21 protein-coding genes and 1 pseudogene are annotated in these 21,673 nt (G+C 59.3%); 8 read left to right on the forward strand and 14 right to left on the reverse strand.

Features of this window, described 5'->3' with window-relative positions; all coding sequences use genetic code 11:
* Positions 1-74 precede the first annotated feature (74 nt).
* Genes AB7M26_RS02045 through AB7M26_RS02060 form a run of 4 tightly spaced genes read right to left on the reverse strand, consistent with a single transcriptional unit; the run spans position 75 to position 2,366 of the window.
* On the reverse strand, positions 75-632 hold the full coding sequence (locus AB7M26_RS02045) for a DUF4136 domain-containing protein (RefSeq protein WP_123500918.1): 558 nt from the start codon (positions 630-632) through the stop codon (positions 75-77).
* Positions 633-685: 53 nt separating this feature from the next.
* The gene (locus tag AB7M26_RS02050) at positions 686-1,303 is read right to left on the reverse strand and encodes a DUF4136 domain-containing protein (RefSeq protein ID WP_123500916.1); all 618 of its coding nucleotides are present in this window, start codon (positions 1,301-1,303) and stop codon (positions 686-688) included.
* Positions 1,304-1,314: 11 nt separating this feature from the next.
* Complete coding sequence (locus AB7M26_RS02055; RefSeq protein ID WP_123500914.1) at positions 1,315-2,064, reverse strand: methyltransferase domain-containing protein; 750 nt, start codon at positions 2,062-2,064, stop codon at positions 1,315-1,317.
* On the reverse strand, positions 2,064-2,366 hold the full coding sequence (locus AB7M26_RS02060; RefSeq protein WP_095634107.1) for a MazG-like family protein: 303 nt from the start codon (positions 2,364-2,366) through the stop codon (positions 2,064-2,066). Before AB7M26_RS02060 ends, AB7M26_RS02055 begins: the two co-directional genes overlap by 1 nt.
* Positions 2,367-2,558: 192 nt before the next feature.
* Here AB7M26_RS02060 and AB7M26_RS02065 point away from each other — a divergent pair, with 192 nt between their 5' ends.
* Both AB7M26_RS02065 and AB7M26_RS02070 read left to right on the forward strand, forming a co-directional pair.
* Complete coding sequence (locus tag AB7M26_RS02065; protein ID WP_063341672.1) at positions 2,559-2,852, forward strand: hypothetical protein; 294 nt, start codon at positions 2,559-2,561, stop codon at positions 2,850-2,852.
* Positions 2,853-3,014: 162 nt separating this feature from the next.
* The gene (locus AB7M26_RS02070; protein ID WP_123500912.1) at positions 3,015-4,355 is read left to right on the forward strand and encodes an MATE family efflux transporter; all 1,341 of its coding nucleotides are present in this window, start codon (positions 3,015-3,017) and stop codon (positions 4,353-4,355) included.
* An 18-nt stretch (positions 4,356-4,373) separates the two neighbouring features.
* Here AB7M26_RS02070 and AB7M26_RS02075 read toward each other — a convergent pair whose 3' ends face one another.
* The 10 genes from AB7M26_RS02075 to AB7M26_RS02120 form a co-directional block, all read right to left on the reverse strand.
* Positions 4,374-5,171, reverse strand: coding sequence for a DUF4123 domain-containing protein (locus AB7M26_RS02075; protein ID WP_123500910.1), 798 nt, complete (start codon positions 5,169-5,171; stop codon positions 4,374-4,376).
* Entirely contained in the window at positions 5,168-6,493 is a 1,326-nt protein-coding gene (locus AB7M26_RS02080) for a type VI secretion system Vgr family protein (RefSeq protein ID WP_123500908.1), read from the reverse strand. Before AB7M26_RS02080 ends, AB7M26_RS02075 begins: the two co-directional genes overlap by 4 nt.
* 233 nt (positions 6,494-6,726) lie before the next feature.
* The gene (gene speA, locus AB7M26_RS02085) at positions 6,727-8,640 is read right to left on the reverse strand and encodes an arginine decarboxylase (protein ID WP_052965842.1); all 1,914 of its coding nucleotides are present in this window, start codon (positions 8,638-8,640) and stop codon (positions 6,727-6,729) included.
* Positions 8,641-8,863: 223 nt separating this feature from the next.
* Positions 8,864-9,235, reverse strand: a complete 372-nt coding sequence (locus AB7M26_RS02090; RefSeq protein ID WP_007907444.1) for a translation initiation factor Sui1 — start codon at positions 9,233-9,235, stop codon at positions 8,864-8,866.
* A 189-nt stretch (positions 9,236-9,424) separates the two neighbouring features.
* Positions 9,425-9,994 (reverse strand): NUDIX hydrolase, encoded by a 570-nt coding sequence (locus tag AB7M26_RS02095; protein WP_123500906.1) that lies wholly within the window; start codon positions 9,992-9,994, stop codon positions 9,425-9,427.
* Positions 9,995-9,997: 3 nt separating this feature from the next.
* Positions 9,998-11,065, reverse strand: coding sequence for a DUF2333 family protein (locus tag AB7M26_RS02100; protein ID WP_048396187.1), 1,068 nt, complete (start codon positions 11,063-11,065; stop codon positions 9,998-10,000).
* Positions 11,066-11,218: 153 nt separating this feature from the next.
* On the reverse strand, positions 11,219-11,695 hold the full coding sequence (locus tag AB7M26_RS02105) for a hypothetical protein (RefSeq protein WP_123500904.1): 477 nt from the start codon (positions 11,693-11,695) through the stop codon (positions 11,219-11,221).
* Positions 11,692-12,198: an Hcp family type VI secretion system effector gene (locus AB7M26_RS02110; RefSeq protein ID WP_123500902.1), complete on the reverse strand. Its 507-nt coding sequence runs from the start codon at positions 12,196-12,198 to the stop codon at positions 11,692-11,694. The genes AB7M26_RS02105 and AB7M26_RS02110 overlap by 4 nt, the downstream gene beginning before the upstream one ends.
* Positions 12,177-12,887: a hypothetical protein gene (locus tag AB7M26_RS02115; protein ID WP_123500900.1), complete on the reverse strand. Its 711-nt coding sequence runs from the start codon at positions 12,885-12,887 to the stop codon at positions 12,177-12,179. The genes AB7M26_RS02110 and AB7M26_RS02115 overlap by 22 nt, the downstream gene beginning before the upstream one ends.
* Entirely contained in the window at positions 12,884-14,035 is a 1,152-nt protein-coding gene (locus AB7M26_RS02120; RefSeq protein ID WP_123500899.1) for a DUF2515 family protein, read from the reverse strand. Before AB7M26_RS02120 ends, AB7M26_RS02115 begins: the two co-directional genes overlap by 4 nt.
* Positions 14,036-14,361: 326 nt before the next feature.
* Between AB7M26_RS02120 and gcbA the strand changes: the two are divergent.
* From gcbA to accB, 6 genes and pseudogenes are all read left to right on the forward strand, one after another.
* Positions 14,362-16,033 (forward strand): annotated as a pseudogene (gene gcbA / locus AB7M26_RS02125) (diguanylate cyclase GcbA).
* A 954-nt stretch (positions 16,034-16,987) separates the two neighbouring features.
* Positions 16,988-18,031, forward strand: a complete 1,044-nt coding sequence (locus AB7M26_RS02130) for a methyl-accepting chemotaxis protein (protein ID WP_429388990.1) — start codon at positions 16,988-16,990, stop codon at positions 18,029-18,031.
* A gap of 74 nt (positions 18,032-18,105) precedes the next feature.
* Positions 18,106-18,570: a hypothetical protein gene (locus AB7M26_RS02135; protein ID WP_429387738.1), complete on the forward strand. Its 465-nt coding sequence runs from the start codon at positions 18,106-18,108 to the stop codon at positions 18,568-18,570.
* Positions 18,571-18,829: 259 nt separating this feature from the next.
* Complete coding sequence (locus AB7M26_RS02140) at positions 18,830-20,569, forward strand: protein-disulfide reductase DsbD (protein WP_429387741.1); 1,740 nt, start codon at positions 18,830-18,832, stop codon at positions 20,567-20,569.
* Between the two features lie 132 nt (positions 20,570-20,701).
* Positions 20,702-21,154, forward strand: coding sequence for a type II 3-dehydroquinate dehydratase (gene aroQ / locus AB7M26_RS02145; protein ID WP_123500889.1), 453 nt, complete (start codon positions 20,702-20,704; stop codon positions 21,152-21,154).
* A gap of 49 nt (positions 21,155-21,203) precedes the next feature.
* Positions 21,204-21,671, forward strand: coding sequence for an acetyl-CoA carboxylase biotin carboxyl carrier protein (gene accB / locus AB7M26_RS02150; protein ID WP_008069033.1), 468 nt, complete (start codon positions 21,204-21,206; stop codon positions 21,669-21,671).
* Positions 21,672-21,673 lie beyond the last annotated feature (2 nt).

Raw genomic sequence — 21,673 nt, forward strand, 5'->3', positions numbered from 1 at the left:
GGCTGCTACGCAGCCCAACGCGAGCAAGCTCGCTCGCCACAGGTCCGCTGCCACAACGGATCTGTGGTGTCGGTTTAGCGCGGTGGATAGTTGGCTAGTATCCGTCCGACCGTCTCGTGGATTTTATTGCTACGATCCTGCGGGTTCGGTGTGCGGCTGAGCGTCTGCTCGTCGCTGCCGCGCCACACCAGTTTGCCGTCCTTGCCATCGAGCAGGTCGATCTGAATGGTCGCCACCTTGTAGCTGATGTTGCGCGTTTCGTTGTACATCGGCCCGCCCCAGTAGCCGTACCATGGACCACCATAACCACCGCCATAGTGAGTGGTCACCTGCTGCTGACGATCTTCGACGATCAGGTAGGCCTGCACCTTCAGATCCGGACTGGCGCCGGCGGCGGCCGGACGCAAGCCGCGCTGATCCAGCTGATCGGCAACGGACTGGCGGATGCGTTGTTCGGTCAGGTCACTCTTGATCCGTGGATCATCGGGACGGTATTGCACGGCGGGCTCTTTCCAGCTCCAGCTACGATAGGCAGCAAAGTCGCGGCTGGCATCGAAGTCATGATTGACCTGGTTGGCGGCGCAGGCAGTGAGCAGCGCGGCCATGGCCAGTAAAGCGAGACGGCGGAACATGATTTTTCTCCGGTAGAAGACATGCACCTGCGGGAGGCTTCCTGTACGGGAAGCTAACTAGGAGGATACGCCGACATGGCCTTTTCGACAGCTTTGCGTATGGCATCGGCACGCTCGCTCTGGGTGCCCTGGCTGCTGGTTTCGGCACTGGCATTCCATACCGGCTGGCCAGTGCTCGCGTCGAACAGTTCGACACGCACCACCACGACTTGTACCTGATAAGTGCGGATGACCGGCACCGTGTTGTACATGCCGTAACCGCTGCCGTAGCGGTTATAACCGCCGCCGTAATAACCCCCGCCGTAACCATAGTCGTCCTGCACTTGACGCAAGCGGGTTTCCAGATGCAAATCGGCGCTGACCAACAGGTCCGCCGGGCGGTTGTCGTGCAGTGGGCGCAAGCCGCGTTGATCCAGGGCATTACTGACCGCTTCGGCCACCTGCGCCGAGTCGGCCCAGGCCGTGCCCGGTGGCAGGCGTCCGTTGAGCCAGGCCCAGCTGCGATAGCGGCCGTAATCGCGTGGCGGCGCCGGGTAGGCGCTGCGGTCGAAGGTGGTGGCGGCCTGAGGCGGTGCCGGTGGCAGAGGATTGGACGTCGCGACATAAGGGTTGCTGCCCTGACAGGCCGCCAACCCGAGACAGATCACCAGTAACCCTGAACGACTTTTCATTTCCGCTCCGCTCAGATCGGCCGACAGATCCAGTGCAGGTAGCGCCCAAGCCCGGCGAAACTTGGGTGACGGCGGTGGGCCAGTTCCATTTCCAGCAAGTCCGGCAGTTCGACGCGGCCCTGGAATTCCACTGGCATGTAGTCATAAAAAACCCGCACCCCACTCTGGGTTTCGACCTGCCACATGCTCTCAAGTTGCGCCGCCAGTTCCCGTGGATCCAGTGGCTGCTGCGGCGTCAGGCTCTGCTTTTCGCCGGCCATGTCGTTCTTGCGCATCTTGCGGAAATGACCCTTTAGCAGGTTGCGGTAGATCAACGCATCGCGGTTGTAGAACGCCAGGGACAACCAGCCGTCCGGCTTCGTCAACTGATGCAGTACCGGCAAAATCGCATGGGGTTCGGCCAGCCATTCCAGCACGGCGTGGCACAGCACCAGGTCGTAAGGTTCAGTGAGCTGACCGAGCAGATCCTGCCACGGCGCCTGGATGAACGTCGCCGTCTGCCCGGCTTCGGCGAAGCGCTGGCGGGCGCCTTCAAGCATCGGTTCGGCGGGCTCGGCGAGGGTCACCTGATGACCGCGCTCGGCCAGCCACAACGACATGTGGCCCAGGCCGGCGCCGATGTCCAGGACGCGCAACGGTCGGTCCGGCAGGGTTTCGGCCAGGTCGGCTTGCAGCACCGCGAGCCGGATCGCACCTTTGGCGCCACCGTAGATTTTTTCGGCGAAGCGAGTCGCCAGCTGATCGAAATGACGGTCGCTCATCAGCTGAACCGCCGTTCGCTGTCCGCAAGCTTGCTGCGCACCACTTCATTCATGTCCAACCCCAACTCGCTGCACAGCAGCAGTAGATACAACACGATGTCGCCGACTTCCTGCCCGACATGGGCGAGCTTGTCCGCCGGCAACTGGCGGGACTGGTCTTCGGTCAGCCACTGGAAAATCTCCACCAGCTCGGACATTTCCACGCTCGCGGCCATGGCCAGGTTTTTCGGGCTGTGAAATTGCCGCCAGTCATTGCGGTCGCGAATGGCGTGCAGGCGTTCGGTCAGTTCAACAAGGTTCATCGGGCTCTCCTGAAGGCGTATAGCTTCAGGGGGATGGCGGGTGAAGGCAAGTAGCAGCGTTGTGCCTGCGCACTTTGCGCCATACTCCAAAAGATCGCAGCCTTCGGCAGCTCCTACGGGAACTCGGTAACACAATCAATAGCCCAACGGTCGGATCCGGCAACCACGCCATCACTCCATCAGGACGTACACATGCAGGTAGAAAGCTTTTTCGAATGGCTCGGCCAGATAATCGGTTCGGCCATCCGGTTCATCATCGATGCCCTCAGTGGTCTGTTCAACCTGTTGAGCAACGCCGGCAGCAATTTTGTCGAAGGGTTGGCCCAGGCGCTGGGCATGGACACTTCGATCATCAGCATCATCACGCTGATCATCGGGCTGATGTTGCTGTGGGCAGCGATCCGCGCCTTCATGAACGCGTCGATCATCATGGGGATTATCTGGTTGCTGCTGGGATTGTGGTTGCTGAGCTGGATTGTTCATTAACACCACCATCCCCTGTGGGAGCGAGCCTGCTCGCGATAATGCCGGCACATTCAACATCCAAGTTGACTGTCAGTCCGCTATCGCGAGCAGGCTCGCTCCCACAATGGATCGATGTAGATTGCGAATGTGCCGCTACAATGCAGGCGCCCCCAAGGAGCCTGCATGTCCAACCTGATTGCCGACTGGCGCGACCGTCCGACCCATCGTCGAGTCTGGGCGCTCGCCGCGCCGATGATTCTCTCGAACATTTCCGTACCGCTGGTAGCACTGGTCGATAGTACTGTCATCGGCCACCTGCCCCATGCTCATCAACTCGGCGCTGTCGCGGTGGGCGCCAGTTTGTATACCTTTCTGGCCTGGGCCATGGGCTTTCTGCGCATGGGCTCCACCGGGTTCGCCGCCCAGGCTGCCGGACGCGGAGATGGCGCAGCGTTGCGGCAGATTTTGCTGCAAGGTCTGTTGTTGGCCATGGGCCTGGCCATCGTGTTGGGCACAGTGGGCGTGCCGTTGAGCGGGGTCGCGTTGCACTTCATGCAACCGTCGGCCGAGCTGAATCAGCTAACCCGCGAGTTCTTCCACACGCGGCTGTTCGGCTTGCCGGCGGCGCTGGCCAGCTACGCGCTGGTGGGCTGGTTCCTCGGCACCCAGAACGCTCGGGCTCCGCTGGCGATTCTGCTGAGCACCAATCTGGTCAACATCGCGCTGAACCTGTGGTTCGTGCTCGGCCTGGAGTGGGGTGTGGTCGGCGCAGCCCGGGCCTCGGTGATCGCCGAGTGGACCGGCGCGCTGATCGGCCTGTTCATGACCCGCCAGGCTCTGCGCGCCTATCCCGGCCATATCGCCTGGGCAGCGCTGGCGTTGTGGCAGAGCTGGCGCCCATTGCTGGCGGTCAATCGCGACATCTTCATCCGCAGCCTGGCATTGCAGTCAGTGTTTTTCCTGATCACCGTGCAAGGCGCGCGGCTGGGCGATGCCACGGTCGCCGCCAACGCGTTACTGCTCAACGGTCTGCTGCTGACCGCCCACGCGCTGGACGGTCTGGCTCATGCCGTAGAAGCCCTGTGTGGACACGCCATCGGTGCTCGCGACCGAGAAGCCCTGCGTCGCTCATTGGTGGTGGCGTGCGGTTGGTCGTTGCTGGCGAGTGTGGGGTTTGCCTTGCTGTTTCTGTTCGCCGGGCACCTGTTCATCCAGATGCAGACGGACATCCAGAGCGTGCGCGATACCGCATTCCTATACCTGCCTTACCTCGCGGTGCTGCCGCTGATTGCCGTCTGGAGCTACCTGCTCGACGGTCTGTTCATTGGCGCCACCCGCGCCCGGGAAATGCGCAACGGTATGCTGCTGACGGTGATCCTGCTGCTGCCCTTCGCCTGGGCGCTGCAAGGCTTGGGCAACCATGGACTGTGGATAACCTTCCTGTTGTTCATGTTGCTGCGCAGCCTGACCCTTGGCGCATTCGCCTGGTACTTGCGCAAGCACGATAGCTGGTTCAAAGGATAACGAGGGCCGGCCTCACGTTCAGGGCTGATCGTTTTGCCACAGGTTGCGCAGGCTATCGAGACGCTCCTGCTGGCTGGCTCCCGACAATGGCTGCCCGGCCACTGCGTCGGGATGCTGCAAGCGCAGCCATAACCAGTCATCGAGCACCGCACGTTCGCTGAAACCCAGCGCCAGCCCTTCCTGCAAGTAAGCCCATACGCTGTTGTAACCGGTGCCGGTGGATCGGCTCCAGCGCCAGGCGTGTTGTTCCAGCAGGCAGGTTTGCAAGGTGTCTCGCTGACGCAGGCTGAGGTTTTCTTCAATGGCCAGCGGCCGGACGGCAAGCTGCGGATTGAACAACTGCTGCCAGCCCTGACAGCCTATCGCCCGGTCGGCCCAGGTGCCACCGAACCAGCGCAACTGATCGATCGGACCGAGCCAGCGACTCAACTCCTGCGCATCGCAGGCATCGAAAAAATAACTCGCCGTGTGTGGATTGTAGTAACTCAACAAGGCCCGGTGATGCAGACCCAGCGTGACCGTGAGCATGCGTCGCAAATGCTCCAGCAACTGCGATGGCGTTGCTTCACTGGCTAGCAGCAATCCGCTCCAGATGTGTGGCGTACTTTGGCATAACTCGATCAGTGCCGGGCATTCGCGAAGGTCGACCAATACCGGGCCGTACTCACGCAACGGATGAAACTCAGTGCCTTCGAACAGGCGGAACCATCGGGCATGAGCAAACTGTTGCCGCAAATTCGCACCGGCCTGAGGCTCGCCCGGAACATCGAGCAACAACCATTGCGCAGTCGAGTCGGGCGCCTGAGCGGCGATCATGCCGCACCGCTCTGGCCAAACTGCGTCACCACCCGACAGGTGCAGAAGGACTGCGTGCAATGACTGAAACTGCCGCCGCCGGGCAGCAGGCACAGCAGCACCAAGGGTTCGCTGGATTGCAGCATGCCCAGCAAGCCGTCGAGCGCCAGGTTCGCATCGGTCACCAAGGAAGGTTGCAGGTCGGGTATGACTGGCTCTGTGCTCGACGCTGCGCCGGGAAGAAATCCGCTGATCAAGGGTTGATCCGGATCGCCTTCGATAAAGCTCACCAGCACCTGCGCCCCTTCGCACAACGGCAGACTGCCCGCGTCTCCCAACTCGGGAGCCAACGGCAACCAGCAGTGGCTGGGCGCTGCGCCTTCCCCCTGATAAAGCCAGTCAAACTGCACCGCTACCGGTCTGGACAGATCCGGTTGAGACTCATCGACCTCGACGACCCACGCCCGTTGCAGGCTGTGCATCCTGGGTTTCATGACCGAATGATCTGCCACGAAAGGCACTTCCTGCACAACGGCGCGCAGTTGATTGCTATAGGGCAACCCTGGCTCCTGCCCCCCTCGATGCTCGACATGGGTCAGTAGCCAGAGACGATTCCAGTCCACACACGGGTGGCCGGACAGCGGCATCAGTTGACCGCTGCGCAGCGTCGCCAGATTCGTCTGGCCTTCGGCAATCTGCCCGCAGCCGTGAAGCTTGAACTGATGCACACCTGGCCGTTCGCTCTCACCCTCAAAGACACTCTCTTCACCACGACTGAACTGCCCCAGGCCATCACCGAAAACCAAACAGTGTCCTGCGCGTGCGCAGTGTTCGAAATGGTAATGAAGGCGTTCCTGGGCACACAGACGCTGGAGAAACTGCAGGTCTGATTCCCGGTACTGCGTACAGAAATCACGGGGTGGGTAATCGCCGCTCAGGTCGAAGCGACGCCCCTTACCGGCAATGCCGTGCTCCTTGAGTACTTGAGCGAGAATCTCCGGCACCGAGCGCTGGCTGAAGATTCGCTGATTGAAGCGCTGGCCCAGACACGCCAGCCTGGGGCCAAGACGCACACGACATAGCCCGGGCTCACCGCCATGGCCAAGCTGAACGAGGCCAAGCAGCTGCCCGTGAATACCCTGCCCCTGGGGCCCGAAATGCAAAAAGGCCGAACGATACAGCAGGCTCGCAAGGTCCAGCGTCGGGTCATCGTTCAGCAGATCCACGTCGAACACAAAGGGCTCGCTGATGGCTTCACTACCGGTAAAGGCCAAGACCTCAAAGGGGTCGGGAAGACCCGCTATATCCAGACGAAATGACGGCTCGTTGACTGGATCGAACATCGGCGATTCTCTACAGGAGGGGCGGCCGGGGATTCTCGCTGAGAGACATGGCCGAGTAGAGTGCCGAAATACAACTTAGGAAATGACCTACGTGAAAAGAAGACCACATCGCTTGGATAGCCCGGTCTGTGGTTCATTTCACTTGAAAAAAGAGAAGCCCCGCACCAGGTCATCTGAAATTTCCGCACTGTACGGAGAATTTTCAGACAACCCGATGAGAACGGAGCCTTACCTCAAGAAGACAGGTAAGACGAGCGGGTCAGGCCCAGACGCAAGGCATCGAGGAACTGGGTGCGCTCGGCGGCGCTGATGCGGGCACTGGCGCACTTGTCGCGGTAGTGGGTCATCAGCTCTTCCGGCGACAAGTGCACGTAACGCAGCATGTCTTCGATGGTGTCGTGGGTTTCGATACCGGCGTGGTACACGCTGCCATCGGCGTTCTGGTAGATGTTCACCGAGTCGGTGTCACCGAACAGGTTATGCATGTCGCCGAGAATTTCCTGGTAGGCACCCACCAGGAAGATCCCCAGCAGATAGTCTTCACCTTCGTTCAGACCGTGAACCGGCAGGCTGGTCTCGATGCTCTGCTCATCGACATACTGCTTGATCTTGCCGTCGGAGTCGCAAGTCAGGTCTTGCAGCACCGCACGGCGCAGCGGCTCTTCGTCGAGACGGTGCAACGGCAAAATCGGCAGGACCTGGCCGATGGCCCAAGTGTCCGGCAGGCTCTGGAATACCGAGAAGTTGCAGATGTACTTGTCAGCCAGCTTGTCGTTGAGTTCGTCGAGCACCTGACGGTGGGAACGCTGACGGGCCTTCAACGAGTTGTGCAGGCGACGGCAAACGGCGAAGTAGCATTGCTCGGCCAGGGCTTTTTGCGCCAGGGTCAGCTTGCCATCGGCGTATTGCGTGGCGACGTCGCTCATGTAGTGCGTGGCGCGCCAGTAGGTCTCGGTGACCATTTCGATGTCGGTCGGGCCGAGCAGGTCAACCAGCCACTGCACGGTTTCCGGCAGCTCTTCCTTGTTATCGATCTTCGGCACGTCGTCGTTGTGTTTCTCGACGTCGGTCACCTGAACCACCAGCATGGCGTGGTGAGCGGTCAGGGAGCGGCCGCTTTCAGAGAAGATATTCGGGTGCGGCAGGCTCTGCGCGTCGCAGAACTCCTTGAGCATCCCGACCACGACACCGGCGTAATCGTCCATGTCGTAGTTGATCGAACTGGCGTTACGCGAGTGCGTACCGTCGTAGTCCACGCCCAAACCGCCACCGACGTCGATGTGATCCACCGGCAGGCCGAGATTGCGCAGTTCGCCGTAATAACGGATCGCTTCCTTGAAGCCGTGCTGGTAGTCCGCCAGGTTGGCGATCTGCGAACCCATGTGGAAGTGCAGCAGACGAATGCCCTGATCCAGGCCGGCAGCGCGGAAACGCTCGACCACCGACAGCAGTTGCGCCGCCGACAGGCCGAACTTGGATTTTTCGCCACCGGTGTCTGCCCACTTGCTCGACGCCAGGGACGACAGACGCACGCGCAGGCCGACCTGCGGCTTGACCTTTAGCGCCGCTGCTTCTTCGATCACCAGACCGACTTCGGATTCTTTCTCGATCACGATGAACACGTTATGACCGAGCTTCTGGCCCATCAGCGCCAGACGGATGAACTCGCGGTCCTTGTAACCGTTGCAGACGATGGTGCCACCCTTCGGTGCCAACGCCAGAACAGCGAGCAACTCAGGCTTGGAGCCGGCTTCCAGACCGATGGAAACGTTCTGGGTGGCGATGATGTTTTCGATCACAGCTTCCTGCTGGTTGACCTTGATCGGGTACAGAGCGGTGTACTTGCTCTGGTATTCCAGGCGTTCGATATTGGCGTCGAACGCACCGGTCAGCTGACGCACGCGGTCTTGCAGGATGTCAGGGAAACGCACCAGCAACGGCAACGACAAACCGCTTTTGCGCAGCTGGTCGACTTGCTCGAAGAGGTCGATAGGCGAACTGGTCGGACCGTTCGGACGAACTTCGACGCGACCGGCATCATTGATCGCGAAATACCCGGCCCCCCAATGGCGAATCCCGTAAACACTGCGGCTGTCCGCAACTGTCCATTGGCTGCCATCGTCTTTGCGTGTGCGTCGTACGGACATCGAAGTCCCCTATAAAGAAGTCATAGAGCGTCGCCTGGGTTCAGGCCGGCGCAGTCTAAAGAATGAAAATGACGATTAGCCTGCATGCAAGGGGCATAGACCTCGCATTCAGCGCTGAGTTTAGAAACCGGTCAGAACAGGCTCTGTGAAAACCATGTAGACGACGCCAGACCAGAATTGAATCGGGGCCGGATCAAGCCGAGGGTGGTTTTCACAGAGGCTGCTAGCCGCCGGACTTCTTCGCTTTGAAACCGTGTTTGATCAGCTCGGCCAAGAGTAGCTCGACATGATCGCCCTGGATTTCGATGATCCCGTCTTTCAACGCCCCACCGGTCCCGCAACGCTTCTTCAACGTAGTGGCCAGATCCTTGAGCGCGTCTTCGGCCAACGGCACACCGGTGATGGTGGTCACCGTCTTGCCGCCACGGCCCTTGCTTTCGCGACGCACGCGGGCAATGCCGTCGCCGGCCGGGATAACGGTTTGTTTGCAGATGCAGGCATCCACCGGTTGACTGCAATCCGGGCAATGACGACCTGCGTCGGTGGAAAATACCAGGCCACCAAGGGCGGCGAAGGATGCGGCTTTTTTGGCCACCGGCAATCCTCTTGGGAGGACAAAGACTGGTCGCGGCAACCTGGGAGGGAGCCATCGACCGCGAAGCCCCACTCAGGCAGGGGCAGCGCTACTGGACCGTTATACATCGCTGTATTACCGGTTCAGTTTGAAAAGGTCGCGCAGTGTAACGGCAAAAAGCCGACTTGCTAAGAGCCAATCGGCGCCAATTTATACCTTCTTTGCGACGTCGGTTTGCCGGGCCTTCAGATAGCGCTGTAAAGCTGCCAGAGAGTCCGGGCAATAAGGCTTCTGCGTGATTTCCAGCATGACCTGATCGATCGGGATGAAGCGCGCTTCCAGCACCTCTTCCGGCTGCAGGATCAACGGACCATCCCACACCGCCGAAAACGCCGAACACCAGAGTCGGTTGCCGGTGTCCTCGAAGAAAAAGTGATCATGGGCGGTTAGTTCCACACCGCTCACGCCCAATTCCTCTTCCAGCTCACGGGCCGCCGATTCGGCGTAAGTTTCGGTGGCCAACACCATGCCGCCGGCCGCTACGTCCCAGTAACCGGGGTAGATCGCTTTGCTCAATGTGCGCCGGTGTACGCACAACTCACCGGCGGAATTGAACAGCATGATGTAAGTGCCACGCCCGATCAGCTCGCGTTCGCGCAGCTCGGAGCGGACCAGAGCGCCGAGCAGGTTGTCCTGCTCGTCGACCCAGGCGATCTGTTCGGCATCGGAGGCCGCGCGATGGGCGGCCTCCCGCATGCTATCGATCAAGCTATCGACCATGACTCAGCCCTGATTGAGCAGTTGACGCAAATCGATCACCGCGGCGTTGGCCCGGGAGATGTAATTGGCCATGACCAGCGAGTGGTTGGCCAACACACCGAAGCCGCTGCCGTTGAGGATCATCGGGCTCCAGACTGGCTCTTGCGAAGCTTCCAGCTCACGAATGATCTGGCGCACGCTGACCGTGGCGTTCTTCTTCGCCAGCACATCGGCAAAATCGACTTCGATGGCACGCAGCAGGTGGGACAACGCCCAGGCCTGACCGCGGGCTTCGTAGAACACGTTATCGATCTGCAGCCACGGGGTCTCGACGACTTCTTCGTCAACCTGCGGCACCTGACCGAGCGCCGGGACTTCGGTTTTCAGCGCGGTGTTGAGCTTGACCCGGCCAACACTGGCCGACAGCCGTTGCGACAGCGAACCCAGACGGGTTCCGACATCACCCAGCCAGTTGTTCAGGTTGTCGGCGCGGGCATAGAACAGCGCACTTTTCTGGTCAGGACCCGACAGACGTGCCTGATAACGGCTCAGGGAGTTGATGCCTTCCAGGTATTCCGATTCACTGGATGGCAGCACCCAGCTTTTGTTGTCGAAGTTGAAACGCGGCTCGGCCTTGGCCAGGTCGGCGTCTTCGGCGGACTGCGACTGGGAACGGGCGAAGTCTTTACGCAGCGCACGACTCAGGTCGCGGACCTGGACCAGCACGCCATATTCCCAGCTCGGCATGTTGTCCATCCACAGGCCCGGCGGGAAACGGTCGTTGGAAATATAGCCACCCGGCTTGGTCAGCAAAGTACCGGCGACGGTCTTGAGGGTTTCCACCGTGGTGTACCCGACCACCATCTGCTTGCCTTCTTTCTCGGCCGCCACCTGGGCATTCTGCTGAACCGGGAACAGCGCCGGCTCCTGGCTCCAGTACCAGCCCAGCGCGATCGCCACCAACAGGTAAAGAACAATCAGAGTAGCCAGCGCCCGGCTGAACAACAGACCGCCAAAATAACTGCGGGTGGCCGATTTCGGTTCAGCGGCACGCTCAGGCGCGCTGCCTGTGCGGTTCTTCCAGTCCAGCATGGCGATATCCTTTCAATCACTTGAGTTCATCGGTTCGACCACAACCATACAACAACGTGCCTTTGACCGGCACCTGCCGTTAGGTCTATCCGGAAAATTATTGCCCGAACCTGCGGCAGCCGTTGCCAATAAGCTCAAGTATCCATGCCAGTGCTAAACGCCGATGACCTTCATTGAGATCTGCCGCACCCCGGCCGGCGCAAAAAGATGGGCGATACCCTCGCCATCGGTTCGACGCTGGACAGTCTGCCCATCCACCGTTGCGAGGTACGACAACTGCGCCAGCGGTTCGGCCGTTACGCTGTCAACGAGGCGAAAGATTCTTGGCGATCGCGAGGGTTGAACCGGCGGATTTTTCATCAATTCGATCACTGACTGATCGAATGCAGGCGTCGGCACTCCCCAGTCACCCAAGTCTGCCTCCATGCGGATCAGCCACCACTCGCCACGCTCGACCTGCTCCAGCACCTCGCTGTTGATATTGATCAGCAGAGCCGCACGCAATTCGTCGAGTCCGTCGATGGATTGCCGATCGAGCAACGCCTGGCGCACGTGGTCCAGTGCTTGCTCGCGGGGATACGCATGTTGGCGTTCCCACGCGGACAGATGAATTTCATTGACCAGCCTCACTCCTGCGCCTCGGCACGCCATTCGTCGGAGCCCATGGTCCGGCTGACCTCATGCCGCCAATAGATCCGCCGATAGCTGAAGTGGACCTTTTCCAGTTGAGTCAGGTGAGCAGTGCCGGGGTCCTGACAATGCGGCATGAGCACTTCAGCGCCGACGATCACCGCGCCTTCCAGCTCCATCGTGTAGAAATGTTCCTGCGTTCCGTGAGCCGAGGTGCGATACCACTCGACGCGGCACTGGCTGAGCAACTCCCCGGAACACAGAGCGATGTTGATCAGCGGCGAAGCTTTGTCGATTGCCTTGGTGATGATCAAGGGCTTGTGCATCCGGTGCCCCGCTCCCGCCCCTTTCGGCACGAAAATGCCATGGCTCAGGGCTTGAATCATGATCTGGTCCTCGCGGCCCAGCTGATAGACGTTGCCCACTGACGCTTCGGTGAAGGCGCCTGCGCTGATCAGGCCTTGTCTTTCACCCTTGAGGGTCATGAAGGCGGGAGTTGGCATGGTGGGGCTCCGTCAGATTTGGATGGAAATAAGGAAGCGATCGGATGGTCTTGAATCCGTGCATGCTCGGCGTTTTCGAAAGGTAACCAGGGTTCAGCAAGGGTGACGAAGATCAAATAGCGCTGGTCAGTTCGATGACGAGAACGATTGGACGGTTCAAGGTCCAGCTTTAGCTGATACTTATCACCAGCCAACCAGAAAGACATCGCATACCCTGTGCCATCCCGAAGCCAAGCTCGCCATTCAGGCGTATCGGCTATCACAGGATCATCAAGAACTTTCGCCGCAATCCAGCCTTTCTCGCGCCATTGATCATGCAAGCCCAGTACGACTTTAAGAGCGTCATCAAGCGGTAGTGGCTCGATTTGTGGGGATAAACGCACTCTTCCAACCCGTCCGTTTTTGGACGTGATTGTGAAATAGCGGGCCAGTGGCGTGACAAAACCATAATCAGGGTCGTTGAAACGCAGGCATACGCCGGATCTGGATTTGTTGGACCATACCTTTCCCGATGGTATGGGGCCGATGGCAGCGTTTGAACGCTGAAGCATATCCTCCCAAGGCTCATTGATATTCAGTGAGACTTCGAAGTCGTCCAGCGTAGAGTCAATCCACCAGCGCAGTAACGTCACCGCCAGCACCATCAGCAGTATGAAGCGCCAACCATCGATCCATCGTCGGAAACTCATGGAGGTGCACCACCAGTCGCGATTTCCCGGATCGACTGTTCTAGAGCAGAACGGTTGTCGTCGCGCAACAGATCATTAAAACGTTCGGCAGCCCTGAGTACAAATACCATGCGCTGTTCAACATCGGAGAGGTTGGCCAGAGGACTATTGCCAAAACCAATAGTGCGCCCATCATCAAGTCGCTGACATTGACTGGTAAGTGTCAGCTCGATTGCTTGGGCTACGCCTGAAGGGAAACCCGTAACAAAAGACGCATGATTGCCCTGCAGCAAAGCGGCGAGATGCGAGTCCTCATAAATAGTTGGCTGCAAAATATTTCGTTGTTCATGCTCTGCCAGATACTCCACGCTCAATGCCACATCGCCTGCTTCAATCGCGTCGAAAGCTTTCAAGATTTCGTCTTGTTGCAACCCGAATTGGAGCTTTTCCTGCCCTACTGGCCAAATCATCGGAAATTCCGGATGGCCAAAAATCCCAACCCGCGCCTTCAGGCACGTTTTCAATTCCTTGAGGCCTCGCTTCGCGTAAAACACATGTAGAGGAAAAATATCCAGAAACAGCGTGGTGTTACCCAATGCCATCATCTCCTGCACATATCGAAACTGCTGCTGCACCACAGACAAGTCCTCCCCCGTTAAATGCAGGTCAACAGAGGGAACAGGATTGCGCGAGTCTGCTTCTTTATAGTCACGCAAGGCTTCTGCCTGTTCCGCCATTCGATCAAGCCGCAACAATCCGAACTCTCGGCGGCTATCTCGTAATCGCTGCCTGGTTTCCCGCTCATCACGGATTCGCGCCACACTGTGCGCCGCATGCAAAAGTCCACAGCCGACCTGCTTAGAGGCAAAAGCCGCTAGCCCCGCCCACTGAAACCGCGAGTCGTGTAACCACAGTCGGGCATACGCAGCATTGATCGCTCGATTCCGCTCCACTGGGTCAACGATCAAGATGCCATCAGGAGCGATGATGTCTTCGGCCTCGCGCTGGTAGATGCGCCATAGGCCAGAGCAAGTCAGGATCGGCACGTCCGTAACAAGGGTCTTGCTGCCATAAAGCCGCACTTCTTTGCATTCACAGTCAGCAACGGGCGTGCTGTTTTGGTTCAGGCGCTGATCATCTATGGGGTGTTGTTTGAAACACTGGGTCATGGTTTGCGGACGAGCGACTAAGGGAATCCCTGAACCCTATCAGCCGCAATTCCCGACCGGATCGTTTGGCCGAAAAATCAGAAATACCTGACAGACGAGGCTCGCCGAGACATGGGAAGTTGCCTTGAAATGACCAGGAGATGTCCTCAAACACCTGATTCATCAGGCTCTATCGCCCATTGACGCGCTGGCCGAGACTCACGGGTCTGAAACTGAATAACATCGCTTTGCAGATTATTGACCTACGACACTCATGCAATCGAAAAGAGGTGCTAGCATAGAGCCACCAGTCGATCTCAGCATGCACCCTAACTAGTAGTCAGGATATGACCGAGCCAGAAGACCCCAGCCGTGAGCGCCTCAAGCACCATTTTGCCCAGCGGGTCATTCATCAGGCACGCCAGATTCTTGAGATATGGCAACGCCTGCAGCGCAACGAATGGTCCACCACCGACTTGTCGGAGTTGAGCGAAGCCAATCTGCGCTTGCTGCGTTTTGCCGAACGTTTCGAACAACCGGAACATACCCAGCTGGCGCGCCACATCGGCCAGTCGCTGGAAGCGGTGGACGCCAACCGCGGACGCCTGAGCAGCGGACTGATCACTGACCTCAATCGTCTGATGCAGCGCCTGTCCCGCACCGGCCTGCGCCATGGCGATCAGTTCGAACACACCTTTCTGCCGCCGCTGCGCAAACCGATCTACGTGATGCTGCAGGATCACGACCGGGCCGAACGGCTGGCCAAACAACTGGAATTCTTCGGGCTCAGCGCTCAATCCCTCGACAGTGTCGCCGCGTTCCGCTCCTCGATGGTCGAGCGGTTGCCGGCGGCGATTGTCATGGACGTCGACTTCAGCGGCGCCGGCATTGGCCTGAAACTGGCGTCCGAAGCCCAGGAAGGTCTCGATCAGCCCTTGCCGCTGTTGTTTTTCAGCCTGCACGAAACCGATACCCCGACCCGCCTGGCCGCCGTGCGTGCCGGCGGCCAGGAATTTCTCACCGGCACCCTCGAAGCCTCGAGCCTGCTGGAAAAAATCGAAGTCCTGACCTGCGTCGCCCAGTACGAACCTTATAAAGTGCTGATCATCGACGACTCCCGCGCCCAGGCCTTGCACACCGAACGCCTGCTTAATAGCGCCGGGATCGTCACGCGGACTCTGATCGAACCGATCCAGGCCATGGCCGAACTGGCGGATTTCCAGCCGGACCTGATCATCCTCGACATGTACATGCCGGCCTGCACCGGTACTGAACTGGCCAAGGTGATCCGGCATAACGACCGCTATGTCAGCGTGCCGATCATTTATCTGTCGGCCGAAGATGATCTGGACAAGCAGCTCGACGCCATGAGCGAAGGCGGCGACGACTTCCTGACCAAGCCGATCAAGCCACGACACCTGATCACCACCGTGCGCAACCGCGCGGCGCGGGCGCGCAATCTGAAAGCGCGGATGGTGCGTGACAGCCTGACCGGTTTGTACAACCACACTCACATTCTGCAATTGCTCGAAGACTGTTCATTCCGTGCCCGCCGCGAAAGCAAGCCACTGAGCTTTGCGATGCTCGACATCGACCACTTCAAACGGGTCAACGACAGCCACGGCCATCCCATGGGCGACCGGGTGATCAAGAGCCTGGCGCTATTCCTCAAGCAACGGTTGCGCAAGACCGACTTCATTGGCCGCTACGGTGGTGAAGAGTTCGCCATCGTCATGCCCGACACTGATATCGAATCGGCCTACAAGGTCGCTCGATGAAATCCGTCAGCGCTTTGCCGAAATTCACTACCCCGCTCAGCCGCAGGACCTCTGGTGCACGTTCAGCGCCGGTGTCGTCGAACTGCGCGAAGACTCCGACAGCCTGCTGATGGCCAGCCAGGCGGACGAGGCGCTGTACCGCGCCAAGGACGCCGGTCGCAACCGCGTACAAGCCGCGCGAGAATCAAAGCAAAGTGCCACTTTTTCATCGGAATCGACCCATTCGGTCATAACTCTGTAACAGAAACGCAATAACTTCAGACACTTACCATTCTGCCGTTGGTAGACCATGATGCGCCTGAAGCTGCTGACCAATCTCAATACCCTCCTTTTGGTCGCCGTGTGCGTGGCCCTTGGCACCACCCTCTGGTGGTCGCAAAAAGCTCTGGAACGTCCCTATCTGTTGATGGAGCGTTATCTGGGCCTGTCTCAGCAGTTTCAAAATGAAGTGGCGCGTAACGTCGAGGATTACCTGGCCAGCGGCGACGCCCTGCGCCTGAGCAGCGCCAGCCAGGCCATCGACGCCTTGCAAAAGGAACTCGGTGAGTTGCCACCGGCATTGGCCGATACCTTGCGTCCGAGCCTGTCGAACCTGGCTGAATTCAGCAAAACCGACCTGCTGGCCGCCGGCAAACTCGCGGGCGACCCGCAAGCATTGCTGCTGCAAGCCGAACGTGAACTTGGCGCCAGCCTCGATCAACTCAACCAATACGCCAACGGCAACGCGGCCTATCTGACGCCTTTGCTCGTCGCGTCCCAGCACCTGGGCAAACTGTCACTGGCCCGAAACAAACTGGTCAGCAGTGGTCGTAGCGAACTGGCCGCCGATGTCGAACGCGAAGTCGCTGACATCCGCACTCAAGCCGAGCAACTGGACGCTTTACCGCTACTTGGCGTGACGGCCAAAACCGAATCGAACACCGATGATTTCGCCGCGATGATGGGTTTGGATAACACCGAGAAAACCGTCGCCGAAGATGCCGGCGTCGGCCTCAAGCGGGAACTCAACAGCCTGCTCACCCGCTACCCCTCGGAACTGGCGCGCACTCGCGAACAGATCCAGAAACGCGCCGACCTCAGCGCTGCGACGCACGTGAAAATCACCGCCGTGCAGCAGTCCATCGCCGGGCTGGAACCGGTGGTGCGCGCCCAACACGGGCAGATCCAGAGCGAAGTACGGCTGATGCAAGGAGTGATGATCGGACTGATTCTGCTGATCGCATTGCTCATCGACACCTTGCAGCGACGCCTCGCCCGAACCCTGACCAACCTCGCCCCGGCGCTGTCGACCTGGGCCGAAGGTGACTTCAGCCGCGACATTCAACTGGGCGCGACCAACCGCGAGCTGCATGACATTCAAGCCTCGCTCAATCGCTTGCGCGCTTATCTGGTCGATCTGGTCGGCACCATTCGCCTCAACGCCGAGCAAGTCGCCGGCAGCAGCCGAACGTTGGCCGAATTGAGCAATGACCTGCACAGTGGCGCCGAGCATCAGGCCGGCGACACCGCGTTGATCCGCGACTCTCTGGGTGAACTCGAGGCGACGATTCAACAAGTCGCCGGTGACGCCAGCCAGGCCGCCGATGCCAGCCGCCATGCAGGAGTTGCGGTGGAACACGGGCAGAAAGTGATCGGCCTGAGCCTCACCGGACTGCACGCGTTGGTGGGTGAAGTGCAAGGCAACGCGCAAATGATCGAACATCTGGCCGAGGAGTCGGCGACCATCGGCGGTGTGCTGACGGTGATCCGCTCGATTGCCGACCAGACCAATCTGCTGGCCCTGAACGCCGCCATCGAAGCGGCCCGCGCCGGTGAAATGGGCCGAGGGTTTGCGGTAGTGGCCGAGGAGGTTCGCTCACTGGCGCAACGTACCGCCGGGGCCACGGCCGAGATCCAGACGCTGATCGCCGGCCTGCAAACCGCCGCGCGACAATCGGTCGAAGGCATGCGCGCCCAGGTCGAACACGCCGAAGCCACGGCCAATCAGGCCCAGGCGGCCGATGGCGCGCTGGATAAAATCGTCGGGGCGATCCAGACCATTGCCGACACCGCCGTGCGCATCGCCGATGTCACCGCCCAGCAGAGCGGCGCTGTCAGCGAAATCCGCGATCACAGTGAGCGGATTCACCAATTGGGTGGGGATAATTTGCTGCGCATCGGCGAGGGGCGCAGCCAAGGCGAACATTTACTGGCGCTGGGTGGACAGCTGCATACGGCGGTACAGGCATTTCGGGTTTAGAAAAAGCTGGTGGAACAAGGCTACTTTTGGCGATGTTCCTGCGGATCAGGAATGGATCAAAAAAGGAGTCAGGTATGCCCGGTTCAGGAATTACTAAAAAAACCACATACACAATCGTCACCTCCTGCCTGCTGGCTGTATGCCTGGTTTACATCGGCTGGACATGGCTTATGTCTCCCAGCTCCCCGGTGCTGACCGATGTAGTACTCAAACTACCCCATGGCGAAAATGGCTTCATCTACGGTGTCAAGGATGATCGAGGCGGAGCAACAGTGCCGTTCAGCTATCGATACTATGTCTATCGCGAACTGCCATCCGACGAACAAATAGCGTCTGAACTCAAGACTGCCGGTCCGTTTCTGGTCACCCGAGATCCAGCCATAAAGGTCGATATCCAAGGTTCGGTCATCAATGTGCCGACCAACCAGGAAGTCTATGAGTATCACAGCAGCACGCTGTTTCGACATACCGACAACACTCAGTACACGCCTGTAACAATCAACCTGTGCAACCACTCCAGCGATCAATCAACAAAGTAAGCTCAATGCGGTCCACCGGAGCGACCAAAAAAACCGTCATGATCCGGTAGCACGGGGCGGTCCCTATATACAGCCGTTCAGGCCTTCCGCGTCTGACAAACCGCCATCGCGGGCAAGCCCGCTCCCACAGGGTATGCGCTGTCCTTGTGGGAGCGGGCTTGCCCGCGATGGCGTCAGAACAACCACCACAAGATGCCCCGCCCTGCACACCCTGCCACTGTCCGCTATCATGCCCACACTTTCGATACGCGAGATTGTCATGCGCCGTTTGCTTTGCCTGCTGTTTTTAGTGCTCGCCCTGCCGGCCTCCGCCGCCGGATTGCTGGACAGTCGGCCCAGTTCCACCCTGGGTTCGATCAACAACAGCGCCGACTTCCTGCCGGTGCGCGAAGCTTTTAAGTTGAGTTTGGTAGAAAGTACGCCGCAATCAATCAAGCTACGCTTCGTCGCCACCGAGGGTTATTACCTCTACCGCCATCGCTTCCAGTTTCGCGCCGACCCGGCCGATATTGGCCTCGGCGCGGCGCAACTGCCCAAAGGCGAACAAAAGCACGATGAGTTCTTCGGCGATGTCGAGGTTTACCACGGCATTCTCGATGTAGAACTGCCACGCACCGACTCACGCGCCTTTACGCTGGTCGTGACCTACCAGGGCTGCGCCGACAAAGGCCTGTGTTATCCGCCTGAGACCGAACGCCTGAATATTGATGGCAGCGACGCCGCAAGCACATCCTGGAGCTGGCGCGAACTGGCGCTGTTTTTTCTTGCAGGTGTTGGCCTGAGCTTCACTCCCTGCGTGCTGCCGATGCTGCCGATCCTCTCCGGGGTGGTCCTGCGCGGACAGGTTGGCGGGCTACGCGGCTTCAACCTGTCGCTGGCTTACGTACTGCCGATGGCCCTCTGTTTCGCCCTGCTCGGGGCCTTGATGGGCATGTTCGGCGCACAGCTCAATCTTCAGGCGCGCTTGCAGTCGGCTTGGGTGCTGGTACCGTTCGCGATGTTTTTCGCGGTATTTGCCCTGGCCATGTTTGGCGTCTTCGAACTGAAACTCCCCCATGCCATCAGCAGCCGCCTGGACCGGATCGCCGGGCGTACCGAAGGCGGCTCATTGTGGGGCGCGGCCGTGCTGGGCGTGGTGTCGAGCCTGCTGGTTTCGCCGTGTGTATCGGCACCACTGGCCGGCGCGCTGCTGTACATCAGCGCCAGCGGCGATGCTCTGGGCGGCGGATTGAAACTGTTCATGCTCGGCTTGGGCATGGGCGCGCCGCTGTTGCTGGTGGCAACCGGTGGCGCGGCCTGGCTGCCGAAAAGCGGTCCGTGGCTGATCTACGTGAAAAACGCGATTGGGGTGCTGCTACTGGGGCTGGCGATCGCTTTGCTCAGCCGGGTATTGCCGGGCCAGATCACCTTGCTGTTGATCGGCTTGCTCGCCGGTGGCGTCGGGTTGTTTATGGGTGCACTGGAATTCGTCTATAAACCGCCAAGAAAACGCCTGGGGCAATTGCTCGGGATGTTCCTGCTGTTTTATGCCCTGGCCTGTTGGTACGGCGCCTTCAGTGGCCAGACCGATCCGTTCAACCCCATTGGCCAACCACGCAATGTCACCAGCAACAGTCAACCGCCAATCGCCGGCAACTGGCAAACCATTACCACACCAGCCGAACTGGACCGCGTCCTCGCCGAAGCCAAGTCCTCCGCTACACCGCTGCTGCTCGATTGGTACGCCGACTGGTGCATCAGTTGCAAAGTCATCGAACACGAAGTGCTCACCGATGCCAATGTCGTCGAACGCCTCAAAGGTTATCGATTGATCCGTTTCGACATCACCGCCAGCAACGCCGAACAACGCGCCCTGCTCGACCGCTACAAGCTATTCGGTCCTCCAGCGCTGATGTTTTTCGGCAAGGATGGCGTCGAACGTGTCGATGTGCGGGTGATTGGCGAGATCAGCGCGAAAAACTTCGCCGAACGTGTTGCGAAAGCAAATGACCGGATTTAATTACCCGGTCATATATTTCGCGTAAACATCGGCCATCGTGCTGGCTATTGCATAGAACTGGACAGTCACAAAGGCTTTGCGGCATAGTCGCCGGGTTCTGACAATTGCACACAGATGACAAAGGAGCAGCAGATGGCGACCTTATTGGTTTTACACGGCCCCAACCTGAACCTGCTCGGCACCCGGGAACCGGGCGTCTACGGTGCAACGACGCTGGCGCAGATCAATCAGGATCTGGAACAGCGGGCGCGCAATGCCGGCCACCATTTGCTCTATCTGCAAAGCAACGCCGAGTACGAATTGATCGATCGCATCCACGCTGCTCGCGGCGAAGGTGTGGACTTCATTCTGATCAATCCAGCAGCTTTTACGCATACAAGTGTCGCATTACGTGACGCGCTGCTGGCAGTGAGCATCCCATTCATCGAAGTGCATTTGTCTAACGTGCACAAACGCGAACCTTTCCGCCATCACTCTTACTTCTCCGACGTTGCGGAGGGAGTGATCTGCGGCCTTGGCGCCAGCGGTTATCGACTGGCCCTGGAGGCCGCCCTAGAGCAGCTTGAAAGACAGGCAACAGCTTGAACAACAAGCGTTAAACGCCCCCTGACCGACCCTTGGGAGTTGATGATTCATGGATATCCGTAAAGTTAAGAAACTGATCGAATTGCTGGAAGAGTCCGGTATCGACGAGCTCGAGATCAAGGAAGGCGAAGAGTCCGTACGCATCAGCCGTCACAGCAAGACACCGGCTCAGCAGTACTACGCTCCCGCTCCTATGCATGCTCCGGCACCGGCGCCTGCGCCTGTCGCTGCTGCTCCGGTTGCCGCCGCTGCTCCTGCAGCCCCGGCTGCGCCTGCGCTGAACGGCAACGTTGCCCGCTCGCCTATGGTCGGTACTTTCTATCGCAAATCCTCGCCGTCCTCGCCGTCCTTCGTTGAAGTCGGCCAGACCGTGAAGAAAGGCGACACCCTGTGCATCGTCGAAGCCATGAAGATGATGAACCACATCGAAGCTGAAGCCAGCGGTGTGATCGAATCCATCCTCGTCGAAGACGGCCAGCCGGTTGAGTACGACCAACCGCTGTTCACCATCGTTTGAAC

Source organism: Pseudomonas sp. F-14 TE3482 (assembly GCF_053629455.1).